Origin of the sequence: Streptomyces violaceus, assembly GCF_036014075.1 — a bacterium.
GTDB classification, from domain to species: domain Bacteria; phylum Actinomycetota; class Actinomycetes; order Streptomycetales; family Streptomycetaceae; genus Streptomyces; species Streptomyces violaceus.
In genome coordinates this window covers 532,335-549,562 of sequence record NZ_CP107911.1, presented here as the reverse complement: position 1 = coordinate 549,562, position 17,228 = coordinate 532,335, and the positions used below count along the sequence as shown (strand labels likewise).

Sequence of the window (17,228 nt, the reverse complement as noted above, 5' to 3'; positions counted from 1 at the left end):
CCGGGCGGCCGTGCCCGCTGCCCGGCGCGGGCAGGGGTTGTGGCGCGGGGTCATGACGTGTGCTCGTAGGCGCCGATGTCGCAGGTGGCGCCCTGGGGGCGGGTGACGCCGCGCTGATCGGTGGCCGGGCAGCCGTCGGCCGCGTCCAGGGCGGGGCTGCCGGGCAGCAGCGCGACGGTGTCGGTGGGGCCGCCGTTGTCCGAGAGCGGTCCGATCAGGGGCGTGCGGCTGGGCAGATCGCCCGCGGCGGTCAGCCGGCAACTTCCGTCGCCGTCGAGGTTGTGGCCCTGCGACGTGATGGTGGCGAAGGCCCTCTTGCAGTTCGCGGGCGCACCGTCGACGGTGTTGTTCGCGATGACGGAGTTGCGCAGCGTCATGCGCCCGAGGGGCAGATCGACGATGTCGGGAATCGGTGAGGGCAGGCTGTCGAGGTAGGCGGGGGCGATGTTGATCCCGCCCCCGCCGTCGCTGGAACTGTTACCGGTGATGGTCGAGTTGAGGATCTTCACGGGCCCCGTCCCCCTGATGTCGATGCCTCCGCCGTAACCGGCGAGGCTGCCGGGGCGGTCGCCGGGGTTCGTCACCCGGTTGTCCGCGATCGTCGAGTTGGTCACGGTGCCGGTGTCGTCGAACCTGATGCCGCCGGCCTCTCCCGCGACGTTCCCGCTGACGGTGCTCTCGATCAGGTCGAGGTGGGAGTCCGGGACGTTGAAGATGCCGCCGCCGTAACCCGCGGAGTTCCCGGTCACGGTGACCCGTCGCAGCGTCATGTGATGTCCGTTGGCGATCGCGCCCCCACCGGTGTCGGTGATGGGCAGTTCGCGTTGCCTGGTCACCCCGCCGGTGATCGTCAGATCGGACAGCCGGGTGTCCCCCTGCATGCGGAAGGCCCGGTCCAGGCGGTTGGCGTCGATGACGGTGGTCCGTGCGCCGGCGCCCTTGATCGTGGTGGGGGCGGCGACGTTCAGGTCGCCCGTGGTGGGGTCGGGGTGGTCGCCGATGATCAGCCGCGGGTCGGGCGGGATCGTCAGCCGGTAGTGGCCGGGAGGCAGCGTGATCGTACTGCCCGGCCGGGCGTTGGCGGCCATCACCGCGGCACGCAGGCTGCACCCGCCCGAGGCGGTGAGACACCGGCCGTCCGCCCCGTCGGCGTCGACCGCGTCGGACGTGGTGTCCACGGTGAACTCCGCGGGCCCGGAGGCCACGGGAGCGGCGGCAGGGGCGGCGGGATGTGCGGCGGTGGCGAGGAGGACGACGGCGATTGCGGCCGTGACGGCTGTGCACTTCATGTGGAACCCCTCTCGGCGAGGCATCCGGGCGTACCAGGACTCGGCTTCTGCGAGGACTTCGTGCTGGTGAGCGATGCGCGGCTCGTACGGGGAACGGGCTTCGGCGCGTCCGGCGGCGCGCCTCTCCGGTACCGCCGACGGTCTGGAGGGAGCGTTCCATTCAGACCGCCTTGTGTCCACCGACGGACCCGGGAATGGCCGAATGGGGACGCCACGGCCACGGGGCAGGGAGCCGAACCGGCAATGGCATACTGCTGGTCCGATGAGCGAACCAACCGAGGCGGCCGCACGCCCCGTGACCAAGCGTGATGTGCAGCGAGAAGCCTCCCGCCGCGGGCTCTTGAAGGCGGCGGTGGAGATCCTCGCGGAGGAGGGCTACCGCGGTCTGACGGTGAAGAAGGTCGGCGACCGTGCCGGCGTCAGCCGAGGCATGGTCAACTACCACTTCACCTCCAAAGCGGGGCTCGTGGAGGCCGTGGTCGCCGATATCCGCGAGACGTTCATCGACGTGCTCCGGGCCCGGCCCGGATACGCGCGGATGAGCGGGCTCGAAGCCGTACTGGCCAAGGTCGACCAGTTCTTCGTCCATCTGGCCGAGCCCGAGCCGGGGCTACGGGCGCGCGCGTTGCTGGTGCTCCTCGTCGAGGCGGTCGGCAGCGCCGACGGGATCAAGGGCGTGATGGCCGAGCATCTCAGCCTCGTGCGGACCGGCGTCGAGGAGGACATCCGTCGGGGGATCGCGGACGGAAGCATCCGCCCGGACCTGGATGCGGTCGCGCAGGCGTTCCTGGTGGAGAGCGTCGCTCGCGGCGTGCTCCTGCAGTATCAACTGGACTCCGCCCGCACCCGCCTGGCGGACATCGCACGGGCCGCCCACGAGACGCTGGTGCTCGGACTCACGTCGACGCGGGGCGACGACTGATCTCCCGGTCGCGCGTCATACGGCACTGAGCCCGCCGACCACCACCATGCCCTGGCCCGTGATTTCGGCGACGTGGCGGGTGAGCGAACAGGCCGCGTGGCGTCACCAGGCGCCCCTCACTCGTGGTTTCCTTCCCCCTCCGCGAAGCCAGTGCTCTCGAAACCGGGGTCCAGTTCCACACCGGTGGCGTTCAGGAAGAAGGCCACCATGTGGTACTGCCCCACCAGCATGGCGATCTCGATCAGCTCGGCGTCGCCGAAGTGCTCGGCCAGAGCCTCCCAGGTCGCGTCGGACATCGTTGCCTCGCGGTTCAGCTCGTCCGCCGCCCGGATCAGGTGCCTCTGGAGGTCCGTCCAGCCGGGTGCTTCCGGCCCCTCGGCGATGCGGTCGATGTCCGCATCCGTGACGCCCGCTGCCCTGGCCAGGGGAAGGTGCCGTCCCCACTCGTACCGTGCGCCGGTGTTCCATGCGGTGCGCAGGATCAGCAACTCGCGCAGCTCTTCCGGCAGTCGGCCCCTGAGAAGCAACTGGCCGCCGAAAGGCATGAACTGCTCGTAGAGATCGGGATGGCGCACGAGCGTGGTGAAGATGTTCGGGATCCGGCCCCCAGGGTCCTGAATCGCGGTGGCCAGCAGTTCTCGGGTCCGTGCATCCCACTGTGCTTCGGGGAGCGGCATCAGCCGCGGACGGGTCCGCCGGGCGGCTTCGTCGCGCTGTGACATGGCGACCTCCAGTGTCCGAGGGGCTCACCCTAGGAGACTGGCTGAACGCGCAGCAAGTGAATGCGCGAGGTGATCAGTTGGCCGGATCGAGAAGGATCTTGCGGACGCCGTCGGATCGGCCTGCGAACAGTTCGTAGGCCGCAGGGCCTTCGGAGAGGGCGAGGCGGTGGGAGACCACGACCTCGGGCTGGATCCGGCCGGCACGGGTGAGGGCGATCAGGGGAGGGAGCTCGTAGTGCACCGAGCACAGCCCGATGGCGAACTCCAGTTCCTTGATCTGCGCCAGCCCCATGTGGAAAGGGAACGCCTTGCTCTGGCTGACTCCGATGACGCTGACCCGGCCGGCCTGCCGGACGGCCTTGAGGGCGAGCTCGATGGTGGCGTCCGAGCCCACGGCCTCCACCACGGCGTCCGGCCCGCGTCCGCCTGTCATGTCCCGAATGGCCGTTCGCGCGTCATCGCCTTCGACCGGCTCGACACCCAGGCCGGCGGCGAAGGCGCGGCGCTCCGCGACCAGGTCCGCGCCCAGTACCCGCGCCGCGCCCATCGCGAAGGCGGACTGGGCGGCCATGAGGCCGACCGGGCCGAGGCCGACGACCAGGACGGTCTCGCCAGGCTGGATGCGGGCTCGACGGCAGCCGTACCAGGCGGTGGGGGCGTTGTCCGTGAGGACGACTGCGGCTTCGTCGGAGATGTCCTCGGGCAGGTGCACCAGATTGACGTCGGCGTACGGCACGGCCAGGGCCTGGGCCTGGCTGCCCGGGAGCTGCGGGCTCACTCCGTAGCAGAGTTCCGTGCTCGACTTGGCGTGCTCGCACCGGGCGGTGAACCCGGCCGCGCACGACCGGCAGTGCGCACAGCCGACGGAGGCGGGCACCAGAACCCGGTCGCCGGGCTTGAATCGGGTGACCTGGCCGCCGGTCTCGGCCACCACGCCGACGCACTCGTGTCCCGGTGTGTAGCCCAGTTCCGGGCTGAACGCGTTGCCGTGGTAGATGTGCAGGTCGCTGCCGCAGATGCCGGCCGCGGTCACGCGCACCACCGCGCCGGTGGGGCTGGTGACGGCCGGGTCGGGGACATCGCCGTAGCGGATGTCGTGACGGCCGTGGTAGGTCAGTGCCTTCATCGGATTTCTCCCTCCCCTCTGCCCGGTCAGTCCGCGATCTTCAGCACCAGCTTGCCGTGGTTGTCACCACGGAACAGCCGCATCAGGGTTTCGGGAAAGGCCTCGACTCCGCCGGACACCACATCCTCCAGGGACTTCAGCCGGCCCTCCGCCCGCCACGTGGCCATCTGTGCGATGCCGTCGGCGTACCGTTCGGCGTAGTCGAACACCACGATGCCCGTCATGGACGCGCGGTTCACCAGAAGCGACAGGTAGTTGGCGGGGCCCTGCGGCTTGGTGCTGTTGTACTGGGAGATCGCGCCGCACACGACGATGCGGGCACCGCGCGCCAGCCGCAGCAGCACGGCGTCCAGAACGTCTCCGCCGACGTTGTCGAAGTACACGTCGACACCGTCGGGGGCGTGCTCGCGCAGCGCCTTGCGGACATCCTCTGTCTGGTAGTCGATCGCGGCGTCGAACCCGAACTCGTCCACCACCAGCCGGCACTTGGCCTCGCCGCCGGCGATACCGATGACCCGGCAGCCCAGGATCTTGGCGATCTGCCCGACGACACTGCCGACGGCCCCGGCCGCTCCGGAGACCACGACGGTCTGCCCGGGCTCGGGACGCCCTACCTCGATCAGGCCGAAGTAGGCCGTCAGGCCCGACATGCCGAGCGTGCCGAGATACGTCGGCAGGGGGGCGGCCTCCGGGTCGACCTTGGTCACGTCGCGTCCGTCCGACACGCAGTACTCCTGCACGCCGAACGAGCCCGACACATGGTCGCCGACCGCGAATCCGGGGTGCCGGGAGGCGATCACCCTTCCCACCGCGCCGGCGCGCATCACCTCGCCGATCTCCACCGGGCGGATGTAGGACCGGCCCGCGTTCATCCAGCCGCGCATCGCCGGGTCGATCGACAGACAGAGCACCTGCACCAGGAACTCCCCGTCGCCCGGCTGTCCGGCCGGCTCCTCGACGTGCTCCCAGTCGGTGGGGCGCGGCTCTCCCACGGGACGTGCGGCCAGGCGCACCTGGCGGTTGACTGTGCTCATTTCCGGCGGCTCCTTCGACGGTGGCGTTGGTTCGGCGGTCGGCACGGCCGAAGGTTGCTGTCGTCACGCACGTACCGACATGTCCACGGCACATACCGGCTAGTCGGTATGCGAGGGGAGCGTACGGGTGCCGCGCCGTCCGAGACAAGAGGGGACCCGGTGCGATGTACGGCTCCTGCGGGGCCGCCCCCACTCGCGCCCCGTATCGCCTGCCACTCTCACCGCGCTGCGGTTCGGCAACGAGGCCGTTCGGTACGCCCCCGCGCTACTCCTGTCCTGGGACCGCCATCTCCCCAAGAAGCGCCCAGTCATCCTGCGGAATCGTCGCGTTCACAATGCGCGGCGTCTCGACCAGATGGGGCGGCAGGGTCTGCTGCGCAGCCTTGAAGTGCGCGGACTGCACGTGTGCGGCCCCGGCCTCGTCGTCGCGGAAGGCCTCGACCAGGACGTACTCCGTCGGCTCGGCCACGCTGCGCGACCAGTCGAACCACAGGCAGCCGGGCTCGGCGCGCGTCGCCCGGGTGAAGTCAGCGGTGATCTCGGGCCAGCGGTCGGCGTGCTCGGGACGGACTCGGAACTTGGCGGTGATGAAGATCATGGGGTTCCCTTCGCTGAGGTGTCAGGCGGGCTGTGCTTGCGTGGTGCCGCGCCGTCGGAAACAGAACTCATGGCGACACGATCGTACGAACACGGCTTGCCGGTGCCGGCTTGTGGACCCCACGACACCGGACACGTCGCGGTCATGGCGGACGGCGCGAGCGGGCGCTCTTCCAGGACTACAGGGACGCGTGCCGGCACTCAACCGCGATGTCGTCGTGAACGAGCAGCTCAGCGCGGCAGCGGCGCGGGTCAGGAGGAGCGGTGCGGGTGCACCGCCCCCTCCGTGGTGGTCAGCGGCGCGCCACTGCCGCCCCAGCGCAGCGCGACGATCTCGGCGGCGACGGACACCGCCACCTCCTCGGGGGTACGGGCCCCGAGATCGAGGCCGACCGGCGAGCGCAGCCGGGACAGCTCGTGTTCCGTGAGGCCGGCCTCGGCCAGCCGTTGCGCCCGTTCGGCGTGGGTGCGGCGGCTGCCCATCGCCCCGATGTACGCGGCCGGCCGGCGCAGTGCCTCCTGGAGCAGCGGCACGTCGAACTTGGGATCGTGGGTGAGGACGCAGATCACCGTGCGCGCGTCGGTGTCCGTGTCGCGCAGATAGCGGTGCGGCCACTGGGCGACCACCTCGACGCCCTCGGGGAAGCGCCGGGACGTGGCGAAGACGGGGCGGGCGTCGCAGACGGTGACCCGGTAGCCGAGGAAGTCCCCGATGCGGGCCACGGCCGCGGCGTAGTCGATCGCGCCGAAGACCAGCATCCGCGGCGGCGGCGCGAAGGATTCCAGGAACACGCTGACGGAGTCCTCACGGCGCTGCCCCTGCGGCCCGTAGTGCCGTAGTCCAGTGGCGCCCAGGGCGAGTTCGCCGCGGGCGTCGGCGGTGACGGCCGCGTCCAGGCCGCTCGCGCCGAGCGTGCCCGAGACCCGGTCCGGCCGGACGGCGAGCGTCGCCCCGCGCGGCGCCGGGCCGTCGGTCACCGTGGCGAGGGTGACCGGCTCACCCGCGGCGACGGAGTCGGCGACCACGCCGAAGGCGGGGTCCCGCTCGGGGGTCACGGGACGCACGAGCAGCGTGATCTCGCCGCCGCAGGTCAGCCCGACGGCGAAGGCGTCCTCGTCGCTGTAGCCGAAACTCTCCAGACGCGCCTCGCCGCTCGTCACGACGTCCCGCGCCAGCTCGAACACGGCACCCTCGACACAGCCGCCGGACACACTCCCCACGACCTCCGCGTCCGGGCCCACCGCCATCGCCGCGCCGGGGTCGCGCGGCGCGCTGCGGCTGACCTCGACGACCGTCGCGAGGCCGAACGGAAGCCGGGCCGCGTACCAGCGGCCCAGCGCCGGGAGGATGTCACGCACGATCCGCTCCTTCCACGCACCGCACCGGGTACCCCGGAAGGCCCCTATTCCCGTTGTGGCCCCTCGGGCCCTTCTGCTGCACTGCACTGGACAGCGACGTCACCGAGTCCCGAGGAGCAGCAGATGCGCACTGCGTTCATGTCCCCCCAGCCAGGAACGGACCTCTCTCCGAAGGACATGACGCTTCGTGCACGTGCTCAACCTTGGAATCCTCGCCCATGTCGACGCCGGTAAGACCAGCCTGACCGAGCGGTTGCTCCATTCGGCCGGGGTGATCGACCGGATCGGCAGCGTCGACGACGGGAACACCCGTACCGACACCCTCGCGCTGGAGCGCCAGCGCGGCATCACCATCAAGTCCGCCGTCGTCTCGTTCCCCCTCGACGGTGTGACGGTCAACCTGATCGACACTCCCGGTCACCCGGACTTCATCGCCGAGGTGGAGCGCGTGCTCGGCGTGCTGGACGGCGTCGTGCTCGTCGTCTCCGCCGTCGAAGGGGTGCAGGCACAGACGCGGGTGCTGATGCGCACGCTCCAGCGGCTGCGCATCCCGACCCTGCTCTTCGTCAACAAGATCGACCGGCGCGGCGCACGGTACGAGGAGGTGCTGCGGGCGATCTCGGCCCGGCTGACACCCGCGATCGTGCCGATGGGAACCGCCACCGGCCTCGGCACGCGCCGGGCTCGCTTCACGCCCGGTCTCGGCCCGGCCGCGCTCGACGTCCTCGCCGGCCACGACGACACGCTGCTGTCCGCGTACGTCGAGAACACCGTCACGGCCGCCCTGCTGCACACCTCCCTCGTCGCTCAGACCCGGGAGGCCCTGGTCCACCCCGTCTTCTTCGGCTCCGCCGCCACGGGCGCCGGTGTGGACGCGCTCCTGGCGGGCATCGGGGACCTGCTGCCCCCGGCCGACGGGGACGCTGACGGGCCGCTCTCCGGGACCGTGTTCAAGGTCGAGCGGGGCCCGGCGGGGGAGAAGGCCGCCTACGCCCGGCTGTTCTCCGGCACCCTGCGCACCCGCGACCGGATTCCGTTCGGAACGGACGGCGCCGAAGGGCGGATCACCGCGATCAGCGTCTTCGGACACGGGACGGACACCCGGGGCGACACCGTCGTCGCCGGACAGATCGCCCGGCTCTGGGGACTCGGCGACATCAGGATCGGCGACGCGATCGGCGAACCCCACAAGGCGTACGAGCACTTCTTCGCCCCGCCCACCCTGGAGACCGTCGTCGTCCCGGGCCCGGACGTGAACAGCGGCGCACTGCACCTCGCGCTCACCCAACTGGCCGAACAGGACCCGCTGATCGGCCTGCGCCACGACGAACGGCGGCAGGAGACCTCCGTGTCCCTGTACGGCGAGGTGCAGAAGGAGGTCATCCAGGCCACCCTCGCCGAGGAGTACGGACTCGGCGTCACCTTCCGTGAGACCACGCCCCTGTGCGTCGAACGGCTCGTCGGCACGGGGCAGGCCGTGGAGTTCAACAAGAAGGACGCCAACCCGTTCCTCGCGACGGTCGGCCTGCGCGTCGACCCCGCACCGGTCGGCTCCGGCGTCGGCTTCCGGCTGGAGGTGGAGCTCGGCTCCATGCCGTATGCCTTCTTCAAGGCCGTCGAGGACACCGTGCGCGAGACCCTCGACCAGGGCTTGCACGGCTGGCAGGTCCCCGACTGCACGGTCACCATGACCCACAGCGGCTACTCGCCCCGCCAGAGCCACGCCCATCAGGGCTTCGACAAGAGCATGTCGAGCACCGGCGCCGACTTCCGCGGTCTGACCCCGCTGGTGCTCGTCGAAGCGCTGCGGCGGGCCGGGACCCGGGTGCACGAGCCGATGCACCGCTTCCGTGTCGAAGCCCCGGCGGACACCCTCGGCGCGCTGCTGCCGGTGCTGGCCGCACTCGCCGCCGTACCGCAGACGACCGAGACCCGGGGCGCCGGATGCATCCTGGCGGGCACGGTGCCCGCGGGCCGGGTGCACGAACTGGAACAGCGGCTGCCCGGGCTCACCCGCGGCGAGGGCGAGTTGGAGAGCGTCTTCGACCACTACGCGCCCGTCACTTACGGCACGGTTCCGATGCGCTCGCGCACCGACCACAACCCGCTGAACAGGAAGGAGTACTTGTTGAATGTGACACGAAGGATGGGCGGATGACGTGTGCGGGCCGGCAGAGAGGGAACTTACTCCAGAGTCAGGGGTGTTGACGGTGTCCTGAAATGGCCGGACTGTAGTGGACATGCCAACTATTCGGGCACGTCTCCTGGTTGTCCTGGCTGTCCTCTTCGGCTCCGTGACGGTGGCGGGCGTCCCGCCAGCCACCGCCGCGCCCCCTCCCGGCTCGCTCTGGTTCGACGACCCGACCGTCACCGTGCGGAACGGCCGCTTCACCGACGCCTCCGGCCGCGAGATCGTGCTCCGCGGCTACAACGTCTCCGGCGAGACGAAGCTGGCGGAGAACGGCGGCCTGCCCTTCGCCTCGGTCGCCGACGCGAAGAAGTCGGCGAACGCCCTGCGCGCCCTCGGCGGCGGCAACACCGTCCGCTTCCTGCTCTCCTGGGCCTACGCCGAGCCCGAGCGCGGCCAGGTCGACACGGCCTACCTGGCCGCCGCCACCGACCAGATGCGGGCCTTCCTCGACGCCGGCATCCGCGTCTACCCCGACTTCCACCAGGACCTCTACTCCCGGCACCTGTTCGACGCCGACAGCTGGTACACCGGCGACGGCGCGCCCAAGTGGGCGGTGGACGCCGGGAACTATCCCGACGAGTCCTGCGGGATCTGCCTCTTCTGGGGGCAGAACATCACCCAGAACGAGGCCGTGAAGCGGGCGTCCTACGACTTCTGGCACAACGCGCACGGCGTACAGGACGCCTTCCTCGCCACCGCCGAGAAGACCATGGCGTACGTACGGCAGCACCTGGGCGCCGACCGCTTCAAGGGCATCGCCGGCTTCGACCCCTACAACGAGCCGCACGCGGGCGTCTACGACTCCGGGCAGACCAGCCGCGCCTGGGAGAAGGACGTGCTGTGGCCGTTCTACGAGAAGTTCCGGTCCCGCATGGACACGGCCGGCTGGCGGGACAAGCCCGCCTTCGTGGAGCCGAACCTCTTCTGGAACGCCAACCTCGACTTCCAGAAGCAGGAGGGCGGCCTGCTGGACGCCGGCACACTCGGACCGCGCTATGTGTTCAACACCCACTTCTACGACCAGAAGGCCATCTCCGGCGTCTTCATGTGGGGCAAGGCGGCCGACGGCCAGTACGCGAACGACTTCCGCACCGTCCGCGACCGCGCGGCCTCCGCGCAGACCGCCGCCGTGGTCAGCGAGTTCGGGCATCCGCTGGCGGGCAACGTCTCCGACAAGGCGCCGACCGTCCTCAAGGGGATGTACCAGGCCCTCGACTCACGCCTGAAAGGGGCCGACTGGTGGTCCGACCCGGCCGCCTCGGGGTCCGTGCTCTCCGGCTCGCAATGGCAGTGGGACATCTACAACGGCCGTCACCGCGAGCCGATGAACGGCAACCCCGACAAGGTGCTCACCGCCGGTGACGCCTGGAACGACGAGGACCTGTCCGCCGTACGTCTCGACGACTCGGGCAAGCCCGTGCTGCGCCAGGACGCCCGGCTCCTGGACCGCCTCTACCCGAGCGCCACGGCCGGCAGAACCGTCGGCTTCACCTACGAGGACCGCTCCCGGGACGGCTCGACGACGCTGACCTGGAACCCGGTGCCGAGTGCGCTGCCGAATGTGCGGCGGCTCGTGGGGTCGGGGCAGTACGGGCTGCTGCTGTGGCGCTCGGACGGTGGCTCCGCGCCCACCGAACTGCACCTGCCGGCGAGCTTCCCGACCTCGTCCACCACGGTCGTCTCCGACCTGGGCGCGGCACACGGCCCGCCGGCGTACACCTCGACGACCCCGGTCGGCGTGGCCCAGGAGCCGGGCGGCACGGGAAGCCGCCGCCTGCTGCTCACCGCGCAGGACTCGGGAGTCCTGCACTACGCGCTGGTGACCAACGGGGCGACGGCTCCCTCGGCCGATCTGCTGAACGCCGCCCGCTCCGAGCTGGCGGCGTGGGCGGCGAAGGAGGTCAGCTAGCGGACGGGCTCGTCCAGCCGGCCTCCACATGACCGAGCCGGACGCGCTGCGGGTGGTCCCCGACCGGCACGGACGCGACCTTCTTCCCGGTGGCGAAGTCGATGGCCGTGACCTGGTCGGAGCCGCTCTCGGAGACCACGCACTGCCTCCCGTCACCGCTGACCGTGGCCCAGTAGGGCTTGGCGGCGGTGACAAGCGGGCCCTCCTGGAGGGTGGCGCGGTCGACGACCGTGGCGTAGTCGTCCATGGTCCCCGCGACACACAGCTTCTTGCCGTCCGGGCTCATCGAGAGGCCGTGGTGGCGGGAGTCGTTGACGAACGTGGTGCGGTCGTCGCTGGTCGCCGGATTCTTCGGCAGGGTCTTCGTGCGGGTGATCTTGTCGGAGGCCAGGTCGTACTCGAAGAAGCCGTTGAAGAACGACACCTGGAAGTACAGCTTCGACTCGTCCGGCGAGAACACGGCCGGCCGGACCGCGTCGGAGTAGTCCTTGAGACCGATCGCGTCCAGGCGCGGGCGCATGTCGATGACCTTGACCTGCTGGTACGTGGTCGCGTCGATGACCGTGATGCGCCGGTCGCCCTTCGTCCAGTCCAGCCACGGGGCGTCGGTCTGCGTGTTCACCTCGCCGATCGACATGTTGTAGATGTACTTGCCGTCCTTGGTGAAGATGTTCTCGTGCGGTTTGTCGCCGGTGGCCGCCTTGCCGAGCTGCTTGCCGGTCTCGATGTCCAGCACGTGCACGGTGTTGCCGGTCGACGCGGACACCGCGACCCGCTTGCCGTCGGGAGAGATCGCCATGTGGTCGGCGCGGTAACCGGACACCGGGAAACGCCAGTTGATCCGCCCGGAGGCGAGGTCGATCGAGACGACGTCGGCGAAGCTCGGCCGGGAGACCACCACGGACTTCCCGTCCGGCGTGGAGTACATGTCGTCGACGAACTGGTCGTGGCCCTCGCCGACGCTGTTGCGGATCGTCATGAAGGCGATCCATCTGATCGGGTCGGCGTTGATCTCCGCCATCCGCTCGTCCTTGTCGGGGACGACGTTGATCCGGCCGATCTTCGCGAAGTCACCGGTGGACTTGATGACTTCGGCCGTGCCCTCCCAGTTGTTGCCCACGAACAGCACCTCGCGCAGCGCGGCGGAGGCGTCGGGGGCGTCCGCGTGGGCGGCGGTCGCGGGAACGGTGAAGGTCAGGGCGAGGCCGGCGGCTACGGAGCACAGGTGCCGTCGTCGGAAGACGGGCATGACTGCTCCCTCCTCTGCGATGCATCGGGGTGTGTGAGTGGGACATGCCAAGACTGAGCGCGTGGAATCTGAACACGCGTGCTTTCAGAAATAACTTACTGCAAAGTAAGGAAGGGGTGGCCTTCTCCACAAGACCGCGTGCACGACAAAATCGGTGTTCGAACGACGAAGGGAGAGCCGGTGCCGGGCAGACTCAGAGCGCCGACCGGCCGCTACGGCGGCAAGACAGCCGAGGAACGGCAGGCCGAGCGCCGCCGCCGGTTCCTCGACGCCGCGCTCCACCTGTTCGGCGACACCCCCGGCTTCCGCTCCACCACGGTCGCGGCGCTCAGCGAGGCGGCCGGGTTGTCCACCCGCCAGTTCTACGAGGAGTTCCGGGCCCTCGAGGACGTGCTCGCCGCGCTGCACCTCCAGGTCAACGACTGGGCCGAGGCGGCGGTCCTGGAGGCGGCCGCCGGCGCGGCCGACCTGCCGCTCGTCGAGCGCGCGACCGCGATCTTCCGCGCCTACGCCGGGAACGTCGCCGCCGACCCGCGCCGGATCCGCATCACCTTCGTCGAGATCATCGGAGTCAGCCCGCGCCTGGAGGAACAGCGGCTCGCCCGCCGGGCCGGCTGGGTCGGCCTCATCTGCGCCGAGGCCGACGCGGCCGCCGCGCGCGGGGAGGCCGCACCCCGCGACTACCGCCTCGCGGCGACGGGCTTCATCGGCAGCGTCAACGGCCTGCTGCACGACTGGAGCGCGGGGTGGGTGGACGCGACCCTGGACGACGTGGTCGAGGAACTGGTCCGGCAGTTGCTGGGGATCCTGCGGCCGCCGGGATGGACTCCCCCCGAGGTGAGTCAGACCCGCGTCCGGCCGCGTCCGCCGGTGGGCGCCCCGGGGAAGGCCCGCCGGTAGTCGCTCGGCGACACCCCGAGGTGCTTGAGGAAGTGGTGACGGAGATTGTTGGCCGTGCCGAGACCGCTCAGTTCCCCGACCTTCTCGACCGGCAGGTCCGTCGACTCCAGCAGTGACCGGGCGCGCCCGAGCCGCTGGTCGAGGAGCCACTGAAGAGGAGTCGTGCCGGTGGCCGCCTGGAGGCGTCGGTAGAACGTACGCGGACTCATCGAGGCCCGCCGGGCCAGATCCGCGACGGTCAGCGGCCGGTCGAGGTTGGCCCTCGCCCACTCCAGGACGGGAGCCAGCCCCTCGTCGTCGCTGGGCGGCACGGACAACTCGATGAACTGCGCCTGCCCGCCCGGCCGGTGGGCGGGCACCACCATGCGGCGCGCCAGCTGGTTGGCGACGTGCGCGCCCAGATCGCGCCGCACCAGATGCAGGCACAGGTCGAGGCCGGCGGTGAGCCCGGCGCTGGTGAGGACATCGCCGTCGTCCACGTACAGCACCGACTCGTCGACGTGCACCTTCGGGTACCGCTCGGCCAGTTGGGAGGTGTGCAGCCAGTGGGCGGTCGCGCGGCGTCCGTCGAGCAGCCCCGCCTCGGCGAGCGCGAAGGCACCGGTACAGAGGGAGACCATGCGGGCACCCGCGTCATGGGCGCGACGCAGGGCCGTGACCAACCCCTCCGGCAGCGGCCTGCCTTCGTCGACACAGGGGTCGGGCACCGAGGGCACGATGACCGTGTCCGCGTCCGCCAGGTCGTCGAGTCCGTAGCGGGTCCGCAGGGTCAGCCCGTGGCCCTCCGTACCCTCCTGCGTCCCCGCTCCCGTCCCGCAGAGCCGCAGGTCGTACCAGGGATCGGCCAGATCCGGCTGCGGCTTGCCGAACACCGTGCAGGGGATGCTCAGTTCGTACAGATCCCACGACGGGACCCCGATCTCCTCGGTCACGACCACGGCGACAGAACCAGCACCCATACCCAGAAGCGTATGGCAGGAATTTGGTGGACGCCGTCAGCACTGTCACTGTTCCCGATCTTCACGCCCTGCGAACGTGGCCGTACGTGATCACGCATCACCTACGCACGCTTCACGAGGAGTTGGGCATGAACGCAGAACACCGGGCCGTCACCGTCATCGGACTGGGCTCGATGGGATCGGCACTGGCCGCCGCACTGCTGGACCGGGGCCATCCGACCACCGTCTGGAACCGGTCCCCGGACAAGGCCCGCCCTCTGGTCGACCGGGGCGCCCACCTGGCCGCGACACCCCAGGAGGCGGTCGCCGCCTCCCCGCTGACCATCGCCTGCGTTCTGGACTACGAGGCGCTGCACACCGTCCTCGACCCGGCGGCCGGCGACCTCGCGGGCAGAACCCTGGTCAATCTCACCTCCGGCTCTCCCGAGCAGGCCCACGAGGCCGTCAAGTGGGCGGGGTCCCATGGGGCCGACTACCTCGACGGCGCCATCATGACCACCCCGCCCGGCGTCGGCGACCCCGCCATGATGTTCCTCTACAGCGGCTCCCAGCAGGTCTTCGAAGCCCACCGCCCCACGCTGACGGCCCTCGGCGACCCCCTGTACCTGGGCACCGACCCCGGCCTCGCCTCCCTTTACGACGCCGCGCTGCTCGGTCTGATGTGGTCCACCATGACCGGCTGGCTGCACGGCACGGCGCTGGTCGGCGCCGAGGGGACACCCGCCACCGACTTCACCCCCGTCGCCACCCGCTGGCTGACCGCCGTGGCGGGCTTCCTCACCACCTACGCGCCCCAGGTGGACGCCGGCCGCTACCCGGGCGACGACGCCACCGTCGATGTGCAGATCGCGGCCATCGACCACCTGATCCACGCTGCGGCGGCCCGGGGCATCGACAACGCGCTGCCCGAGTTGCTGAAGGCCGCGATGGAGAAGGCCGGCGCGGCGGGTCACGGACAGGACAGCTACGCCAGCCTGATCGAGGTACTGCGACCCCCGGCGCGGGACTGAGCGGGCTAGCCCGACACCCAGACCACGAGGTTCACAGCCACGACCAGGGTGCCTCCCAGCAGCACAGCGGCCAGCAGCCGCGCGCGGAGCCCCCGGTACACCGCCTCGTACTCGCCCCGCAGTTCCTCCCCGCGGCGGGCCGTTCGCTGCCACGAGGCGCGGGCGAGGGCGAGGTGCTCCACCGTGAACAACCGTTCCACCTCCCGCCGTTGCGTCTCCGGCAGCCAGTCGAGCCCGGCGGTGAAGCGTTCGGCGGCCGTACGGGCCTCCTCGCGCGCGGCGGCGGCGAGCAGGTGGCCCTCGACCTCGTGATGGAACGCCCGCAGGTCCACAGGGAGACCCTCCCTCGCGGTCACCGGAGCGTCAGCTCCTTCTCCGCCGCCGCGACGTCCGCATGGTGCAGGTCGAACGCCGGGGATTCACTGCGGATCCGGGGGAGGGCGAGGAAGTTGTGGCGGGGCGGCGGGCAGGAGGTGGCCCACTCCAGGGAACGGCCGTAGCCCCACGGGTCGTCGGCCGTGACCTGCTCGCCGTACTTGGCCGTCTTCCACACGTTGTAGAAGAACGGCAGCATCGACATGCCGAGCAGGAACGAGGAGATACTCGACACCGTGTTGAGCGTCGTCAGGCCCTCGACCGCCAGATAGTCGGGGATCCGCCGCTGCATGCCCTCCGCGCCGAGCCAGTGCTGGACCAGGAACGTGCCGTGGAAGCCGATGAACAGCGTCCAGAAGGTGATCTTGCCGAGGCGCTCGTCGAGCATCTTGCCGGTGAACTTCGGCCACCAGAAGTGGAAGCCGGAGAACATCGCGAACACGACCGTCCCGAAGATGACGTAGTGGAAGTGCGCGACCACGAAGTACGAGTCGGAGACGTGGAAGTCGATCGGCGGCGAGGCCAGCAGCACACCCGTGAGCCCACCGAACACGAACGTGATCAGGAAGCCCATCGCCCACAACATCGGCGTCTCGAACGACAGGCTTCCGCGCCACATGGTGCCGACCCAGTTGAAGAACTTCACACCGGTCGGTACCGCGATCAGGAAGGTCATGAAGGAGAAGAACGGCAACAGCACACCGCCGGTGACGTACATGTGGTGGGCCCACACCGTCACGGACAGACCCGCGATCGCGATCGTCGCCCCGATCAGACCCGTGTAACCGAACATCGGCTTACGGGAGAAGACCGGAATGACCTCACTGATGATGCCGAAGAACGGCAGCGCGATGATGTACACCTCTGGATGCCCGAAGAACCAGAAGAGGTGCTGCCACAGCAACGCGCCGCCGTTGGCGGAGTCGAAGATGTGGGCGCCGAACTTGCGGTCCGCCTCCAGGGCGAACAGCGCGGCCGCGAGGACCGGGAAGGCGAGCAGGACCAGCACACCGGTCAGCAGCACGTTCCACACGAAGATCGGCATGCGGAACATCGTCATGCCCGGAGCGCGCATGCAGATGATCGTGGTGATGAAGTTGACCGAGCCGAGGATCGTGCCGAAGCCCGAGAAGGCCAGACCCATGATCCACATGTCGGCGCCGATACCCGGGGAGCGGACGGCGTCCGAGAGCGGGCTGTAGGCGAACCAGCCGAAGTCGGCCGCGCCCTGCGGCGTCAGGAAGCCGCCCACCGCGATGAGCGAACCGAACAGGTACAGCCAGTAGGCGAACATGTTCAGCCGCGGGAACGCCACATCGGGCGCGCCGATCTGCAGCGGCATGATCCAGTTCGCGAAGCCGGCGAACAGCGGCGTCGCGAACATCAGCAGCATGATCGTGCCGTGCATCGTGAACGCCTGGTTGAACTGCTCGTTCGACATGATCTGCAGACCCGGCCGGGCCAGCTCGGCGCGCATGAACAGCGCCATCACGCCACCGATGACGAAGAACGCGAACGACGTGACCAGGTACAGCGTGCCGATCGTCTTGTGATCTGTGGTCGTCAGCCACTTGAGGTGCCTCATG

General features: G+C 70.0%; 15 protein-coding genes. 5 read left to right on the top strand and 10 right to left on the bottom strand.

Going from position 1 to position 17,228, the window contains the following annotated elements; translation table 11 throughout:
* Nucleotides 1-50: 50 nt before the first annotated feature.
* Nucleotides 51-1,289: a right-handed parallel beta-helix repeat-containing protein gene (locus tag OG542_RS02510; RefSeq protein WP_328407777.1), complete on the bottom strand. Its 1,239-nt coding sequence runs from the start codon at nucleotides 1,287-1,289 to the stop codon at nucleotides 51-53.
* A 262-nt stretch (nucleotides 1,290-1,551) separates the two neighbouring features.
* Between OG542_RS02510 and OG542_RS02505 the strand changes: the two genes are divergently transcribed.
* Entirely contained in the window at nucleotides 1,552-2,211 is a 660-nt protein-coding gene (locus tag OG542_RS02505; RefSeq protein ID WP_328407775.1) for a TetR/AcrR family transcriptional regulator, read from the top strand.
* 116 nt (nucleotides 2,212-2,327) lie between these two features.
* Here the strand turns inward: OG542_RS02505 and OG542_RS02500 are convergent, their stop codons facing one another.
* The 5 genes from OG542_RS02500 to OG542_RS02480 all read right to left on the bottom strand — a co-directional run bounded on the left by OG542_RS02500 (nucleotide 2,328) and on the right by OG542_RS02480 (nucleotide 7,049).
* Nucleotides 2,328-2,933, bottom strand: a complete 606-nt coding sequence (locus OG542_RS02500) for a carboxymuconolactone decarboxylase family protein (protein WP_328407773.1) — start codon at nucleotides 2,931-2,933, stop codon at nucleotides 2,328-2,330.
* 73 nt (nucleotides 2,934-3,006) lie between these two features.
* Nucleotides 3,007-4,059 (bottom strand): alcohol dehydrogenase catalytic domain-containing protein, encoded by a 1,053-nt coding sequence (locus tag OG542_RS02495; protein ID WP_311129342.1) that lies wholly within the window; start codon nucleotides 4,057-4,059, stop codon nucleotides 3,007-3,009.
* A gap of 26 nt (nucleotides 4,060-4,085) precedes the next feature.
* Nucleotides 4,086-5,093: an NADP-dependent oxidoreductase gene (locus tag OG542_RS02490; RefSeq protein ID WP_328407770.1), complete on the bottom strand. Its 1,008-nt coding sequence runs from the start codon at nucleotides 5,091-5,093 to the stop codon at nucleotides 4,086-4,088.
* A 265-nt stretch (nucleotides 5,094-5,358) separates the two neighbouring features.
* Nucleotides 5,359-5,691, bottom strand: coding sequence for a putative quinol monooxygenase (locus tag OG542_RS02485; RefSeq protein ID WP_184586999.1), 333 nt, complete (start codon nucleotides 5,689-5,691; stop codon nucleotides 5,359-5,361).
* A gap of 251 nt (nucleotides 5,692-5,942) precedes the next feature.
* Nucleotides 5,943-7,049 (bottom strand): XdhC family protein, encoded by a 1,107-nt coding sequence (locus tag OG542_RS02480; protein WP_328407768.1) that lies wholly within the window; start codon nucleotides 7,047-7,049, stop codon nucleotides 5,943-5,945.
* A 187-nt stretch (nucleotides 7,050-7,236) separates the two neighbouring features.
* Between OG542_RS02480 and OG542_RS02475 the strand changes: the two genes are divergently transcribed.
* Nucleotides 7,237-9,207, top strand: coding sequence for a translation factor GTPase family protein (locus OG542_RS02475; protein ID WP_328407765.1), 1,971 nt, complete (start codon nucleotides 7,237-7,239; stop codon nucleotides 9,205-9,207).
* An 82-nt stretch (nucleotides 9,208-9,289) separates the two neighbouring features.
* Nucleotides 9,290-11,149: a cellulase family glycosylhydrolase gene (locus OG542_RS02470; protein WP_328407763.1), complete on the top strand. Its 1,860-nt coding sequence runs from the start codon at nucleotides 9,290-9,292 to the stop codon at nucleotides 11,147-11,149.
* Here OG542_RS02470 and OG542_RS02465 read toward each other — a convergent pair.
* On the bottom strand, nucleotides 11,142-12,398 hold the full coding sequence (locus OG542_RS02465; protein WP_328407761.1) for a YncE family protein: 1,257 nt from the start codon (nucleotides 12,396-12,398) through the stop codon (nucleotides 11,142-11,144). The two genes, OG542_RS02470 and OG542_RS02465, sit on opposite strands and share 8 nt — an antisense overlap.
* A gap of 180 nt (nucleotides 12,399-12,578) precedes the next feature.
* On the opposite strand from OG542_RS02465, the gene OG542_RS02460 reads away from it, so the two are divergent.
* On the top strand, nucleotides 12,579-13,298 hold the full coding sequence (locus OG542_RS02460) for a TetR/AcrR family transcriptional regulator (protein WP_311129348.1): 720 nt from the start codon (nucleotides 12,579-12,581) through the stop codon (nucleotides 13,296-13,298).
* On the opposite strand, the gene OG542_RS02455 is transcribed toward OG542_RS02460, so the two are convergent.
* Nucleotides 13,241-14,236, bottom strand: a complete 996-nt coding sequence (locus tag OG542_RS02455) for a GlxA family transcriptional regulator (protein ID WP_408057848.1) — start codon at nucleotides 14,234-14,236, stop codon at nucleotides 13,241-13,243. The two genes, OG542_RS02460 and OG542_RS02455, sit on opposite strands and share 58 nt — an antisense overlap.
* Nucleotides 14,237-14,385: 149 nt before the next feature.
* On the opposite strand from OG542_RS02455, the gene OG542_RS02450 reads away from it, so the two are divergent.
* A complete protein-coding gene (locus tag OG542_RS02450; protein WP_311129350.1) occupies nucleotides 14,386-15,267 on the top strand; it encodes an NAD(P)-dependent oxidoreductase in 882 nt (293 codons plus the stop codon).
* A gap of 5 nt (nucleotides 15,268-15,272) precedes the next feature.
* On the opposite strand, the gene OG542_RS02445 is transcribed toward OG542_RS02450, so the two are convergent.
* Nucleotides 15,273-15,623, bottom strand: coding sequence for a hypothetical protein (locus OG542_RS02445; RefSeq protein WP_328407756.1), 351 nt, complete (start codon nucleotides 15,621-15,623; stop codon nucleotides 15,273-15,275).
* On the bottom strand, nucleotides 15,620-17,227 hold the full coding sequence (gene ctaD, locus OG542_RS02440) for an aa3-type cytochrome oxidase subunit I (protein WP_328407754.1): 1,608 nt from the start codon (nucleotides 17,225-17,227) through the stop codon (nucleotides 15,620-15,622). Before ctaD ends, OG542_RS02445 begins: the two co-directional genes overlap by 4 nt.
* Nucleotide 17,228: the final 1 nt, after the last annotated feature.

Bases quoted from the DNA above. Each gene is read 5' to 3' on its own strand.
- OG542_RS02510 (WP_328407777.1), bottom strand. From the start codon at position 1,289: ATGAAGTGCACAGCCGTCACGGCCGCAATCGCCGTCGTCCTCCTCGCC.
- OG542_RS02505 (WP_328407775.1), top strand. From the start codon at position 1,552: ATGAGCGAACCAACCGAGGCGGCCGCACGCCCCGTGACCAAGCGTGAT.
- OG542_RS02500 (WP_328407773.1), bottom strand. From the start codon at position 2,933: ATGTCACAGCGCGACGAAGCCGCCCGGCGGACCCGTCCGCGGCTGATG.
- OG542_RS02495 (WP_311129342.1), bottom strand. From the start codon at position 4,059: ATGAAGGCACTGACCTACCACGGCCGTCACGACATCCGCTACGGCGAT.
- OG542_RS02490 (WP_328407770.1), bottom strand. From the start codon at position 5,093: ATGAGCACAGTCAACCGCCAGGTGCGCCTGGCCGCACGTCCCGTGGGA.
- OG542_RS02485 (WP_184586999.1), bottom strand. From the start codon at position 5,691: ATGATCTTCATCACCGCCAAGTTCCGAGTCCGTCCCGAGCACGCCGAC.
- OG542_RS02470 (WP_328407763.1), top strand. From the start codon at position 9,290: ATGCCAACTATTCGGGCACGTCTCCTGGTTGTCCTGGCTGTCCTCTTC.
- OG542_RS02465 (WP_328407761.1), bottom strand. From the start codon at position 12,398: ATGCCCGTCTTCCGACGACGGCACCTGTGCTCCGTAGCCGCCGGCCTC.
- OG542_RS02450 (WP_311129350.1), top strand. From the start codon at position 14,386: ATGAACGCAGAACACCGGGCCGTCACCGTCATCGGACTGGGCTCGATG.
- ctaD (WP_328407754.1), bottom strand. From the start codon at position 17,227: ATGAGGCACCTCAAGTGGCTGACGACCACAGATCACAAGACGATCGGC.